This window comes from Cupriavidus sp. 05T313 (genome assembly GCF_056396665.1).
In genome coordinates this window covers 1-3781 of record NZ_JBFTLX010000409.1, presented here as the reverse complement: position 1 = coordinate 3781, position 3781 = coordinate 1, and the positions used below count along the sequence as shown (strand labels likewise).

Sequence of the window (3781 nt, the reverse complement as noted above, 5' to 3'; positions counted from 1 at the left end):
GTTTCATGGAGGAGTAACTGTGAAAGTCGGGTGTGTACGGAGTTTATGCAGACGGCGTTTGGAAATACCTATGGGAAGGCAATTTTTACTCTTGGTCGCCCCAGTATTCGGCTCAGCATAAAAAAAGAATTGATGACCATGCGCATGATCGATAGATTGCTCCTCGTTCCGTTGGTTTTGGCTTCCTGTGGCGTTTTTGCGGAAGATTCGACAATCGCATTCGCGCCGACTCCAGCTACGAGGGCCATCTTGAGAGTCGACGGTCATTCAGTAACCTTCGCTATTGTGAACCCCGAGAAGAGAGTTCATCGTGGAGAAATTGGCGTCGACACGGAAAAACCCATTCATGTCGCAGTCGATGACTATAGCTTTGATGGCCGGAAAGGGTTTTCCATTTGGTCTGTCGATGATGGGATGGGTGTTTATACAATCCATAGGGTTTTTCTTTATTCAATTAACAACTCTACGTTTGTGGAAGCGTACCCGGCGTGTGGATATCGGTTTATCAACCTGAAGGTTGATAAAAAGAGGAGGCGGCTTATTAGTACGTACTACGAAGAAAATATCCCAAGACTGTGCATGACCCGTCTGCCGAAAGTCGGAAAAGGAATGTTTTAATAAAAGCAGGTAAATGATCTGGGGCGAGCAATGCGAAGCCGTATTCGAATGGGCGAAAAACTGGGAAGTGGCGATGAGAAATCGATAGCCGCCTCAGGCGTGTTTGGGCGACGGGGCTCACGTGGCAGGGCGACGATCGCCAAGGGCAACGCGTCGCTTCCGGGCAAGGACGGCAAGCCGATTGCGATACGTTTTCGATGCGTCGCTATTTTGTTTTTGATGTGGATGTGCGGGCTTTTTTGTGCTGAATCGATCACAGATAGAGATTTCAGTATCGAGGTAAATTCTGAGCCGGAGATTGTTATAAAAGGGCCCGGCTATCGGAATCGATGCTTGGTCGAAAAAAAGCCGCTTGGTATAAGGTTGAGTTCTGACCGGGAATTGGTGATTGTGTCGGGGACTTCATATATTACAGTGGATAAATTGATGCACTGTAAGCCTGAGGTGGTCGTTCGCGCAAAGATGGCGGCTCCCCATGTCGGATTTTTATCAGACGTAAATCTGCGGGCTGGTATTTATGCATCTCTTGTTCCCGTTTCCTTGAATCCGATGAGTTTCCTGGCGGTTGTTGCGAAAATCGGTAGCGATAAAAATATCGTTAATTTGCCTGGGTTTTATATGGCAGGCATGCGTTCGTCAAAAATGCGGAGGGAGGCATCTCCAAGTGTATCGCCAGTGATTTCGCTCGATGGACGTTATGTTTCTCTTGGTTTGCATAGTTGTGGATCTAATGAATACGTCGACGTTGTTGACATTAAATCGAGTAAATGGACTCGGATTGAACGCGCATCGTGCGAGAAATCATTCAACTTTCAGTGATTATTATGAGATCCCCTATTCGCGTCGGTGACGCATTGGAAAACGGCGGTTCCGTAACGACCGCCTCGTCGGAAATGATGTTCATGGGCCGGCTTCTGGCGTGCCTCGGTGACGAGGCACTCTGTGCGCGGCATGGGAGGACGACGATTGCCGAGGGCAACGCCTCGTTTCCCGGCAAGGGCGGGAGGCCGGTCGCGATGCACCATCACCGCTGCGCGTGCGGCTGCCGGTTGCTTTCGTCGCTGCAAAACGTGAATATCGCCTGACGATGGCGGTCGATCTGGCAGCGGTGGGCTTGCCGAGTGCGTACCCCGCGAACAAGCCGCGCCTTGTGCCGTGGCTTATCGGCTGGGTGCTGTGCTGCGGGATTGGTGGCGCGGCAGCGCTGTTGCTGTGGCCGGCGGGCACGCCCGCGCGCGGCCCGTGGTTCTGGTTCAGCGTGGTGGGCCTGCCCAACGGCTTGTTTCTTTTCACGCTTGGCATTGCGCGTGCCGGATATGAGGCGATCTGGTTCCGGGCGCACTACCGGAATATGCACCGGCGCCAATGGCTGAGTCACCGCGTGCGTTATGCGCAGCAGCCGTTGCAGGTACTTGGTGTTGGGTATTGCCTGCCGCTCAAGAGCGAGCCGCTTTCGGCTGCCCTTGCCGGGACGATGATCTTGATGGAGGCACAGTCGCCGCGCACTGGTGCCGGAACGATCGTGCATAGCCGGTTTACAGATGACGATCCGCTGTTTGCGGAGCCGGACGAAGAGGAACCGGCGCCGTTGACGGATGAAGACTTGGGGGACGCCGCCGGACAGCAGCCGAGCGTTGCGCCCGCGCCCACGCGTGAGCAAATTCCGCCCGTCGTGCGGATGCTTGCCCAGACCCTCGACACGCTCGGCCCAAGCCTGCATGCATTGTCGCAGTACGGCGCGACTTATGCGCCCGCCGTGCGGGTGCTCGCGTCCGCGGAGTGCGCCGATACTCGTGTGCAACAGGTCCGCCACGCCCTGCGGATTGCCGGATTGCCTGCGCTTGAGTGCATGGCGGTGCCGGCCGGCAATGGCCTGCTCGTAGCCGATGCGTGGCTCGACGCTGGCGAGAAGCGGCCGCTGCTGGTGATTGCCGCGCAGTGGCACGATGCGCCGCCTGCTGGCAGTACCGAAGGCGGCGTCGCCGTACTGCTCGGTCCTGGTGTGTTTCTGCTACCTGAGCCGGTCAAGGTCATGGCGACCCTGCACCGGCCGGTTGCAGGCGAGCTGGATGCGCTCGCTGATGTGCTGGCGAACGCCGTGATGTGGGGCAACGCCGAAGCCCCGGCCGTCCATCCCGCCTGGATCAGCGGGCTGGACGCCTCGCACGATACGGCTCTGCTGTCTGCACTCGGCAGCGCTTCGCTGAGCGGCATCACAAAGCTGGAAACGCAGCGCCGGCCCGATAGCGTCATCGGTCACGCGGGCGCGGCAGGCGGCTGGCTGTCGATTGCCGCCGCCGTTGAGTCGGCGAGTGCCGGCCCGCACCTGATCGTTCACACGCCCGAGCACACACAAGCCGCGCAGGCCGCCATCCTTTATGTGAGCCCCGCAGCGGACCCCACAACGGACCCCACTTCGCCGTATGACGAATCCAACGAATAACCTCAAGGCATTGGCACCGCGCGACGACTCTTCCGGCACTTCCGGCTCCCTCGTCACCTGGGGGCTGGTGGTGGCCGCCGTCGCGTTGGCCGCACTTGCCCTCGGTCTGGTCTGGCTCAAGGGCGATCAGTTCAATGTGCCGACGCTGGACGCCAAAAAGACAGCCTCGATCTGGATTCTCGCCGTACTGGCTGGGGTCTTGATCCTGCATCCCGTCGCACTGGGACTTGGCGCGTACAGCGTGGCAGGCCGGCTTTTTCGCCGGGAGACCGGTAGCCAGCAGGAGGCCATCAAGGCCACCTCCGCGCTCAAACGCGATGCGCGCCTGCAGTACCTGTGCGAAGACCTGCGTGCCTCGCACGGCTGGTTCTGGCGCTATCGGCTGCCGTGGCTGCTGGTGAGCGGCAGCGATACGCTGGTCGATACCGTAGCCCCCGGTCTCAAGCAGGCGGGCGTGATGCATATCGCCGATGCCATCCTCGTGCATGCTGCGCCTGACGGCATGGATGCGGGGCTGTGGCGCAAACAGGTCAGGCAGTTGAGACGCAGGCGTCCGGTCGACGCCGTGGTGCAGGTGGTGCGCACGGGTGAGGCCATCCGGCCCGACGCCGAGCTTGCACGCACGCTCTCGACTATCGCAACCGAGCTCGGCTGGGCCGCGCCCGTGACGTTCCTGCATCCGGTGCCGACGACCGGCCGCCAACCCGAGACGTTCCAGGC

The 3781-nt window shown here is 59.2% G+C and carries 4 protein-coding genes and 1 pseudogene; all 5 read left to right on the top strand.

From position 1 onward, the window contains the following. The coding region (locus AC1DKD_RS39915; RefSeq protein WP_477144617.1) for a hypothetical protein at nucleotides 1–618 on the top strand (618 nt) is incomplete at its 5' end. 48 nt (nucleotides 619–666) lie between these two features. After that, entirely contained in the window at nucleotides 667–1437 is a 771-nt protein-coding gene (locus tag AC1DKD_RS39910) for a hypothetical protein (protein ID WP_441632799.1), read from the top strand. Further along, nucleotides 1410–1703 carry a PAAR domain-containing protein gene (locus tag AC1DKD_RS39905; protein WP_477144616.1) on the top strand — a complete coding sequence of 98 codons (294 nt, stop codon included), beginning with the start codon at nucleotides 1410–1412 and terminating at the stop codon, nucleotides 1701–1703. Before AC1DKD_RS39910 ends, AC1DKD_RS39905 begins: the two co-directional genes overlap by 28 nt. A 176-nt stretch (nucleotides 1704–1879) precedes the next feature. Further along, entirely contained in the window at nucleotides 1880–3061 is a 1182-nt protein-coding gene (locus AC1DKD_RS39900) for a hypothetical protein (RefSeq protein WP_441632795.1), read from the top strand. Continuing rightward, nucleotides 3042–3781: pseudogene (locus AC1DKD_RS39895) on the top strand (ImcF-related family protein); the annotation flags it as partial. The gene AC1DKD_RS39900 and the pseudogene AC1DKD_RS39895, both read left to right, overlap by 20 nt.

Coding starts and splice junctions, on each gene's coding strand:
- AC1DKD_RS39910 (WP_441632799.1), top strand. CDS start 667: ATGGGCGAAAAACTGGGAAGTGGCGATGAGAAATCGATAGCCGCCTCA.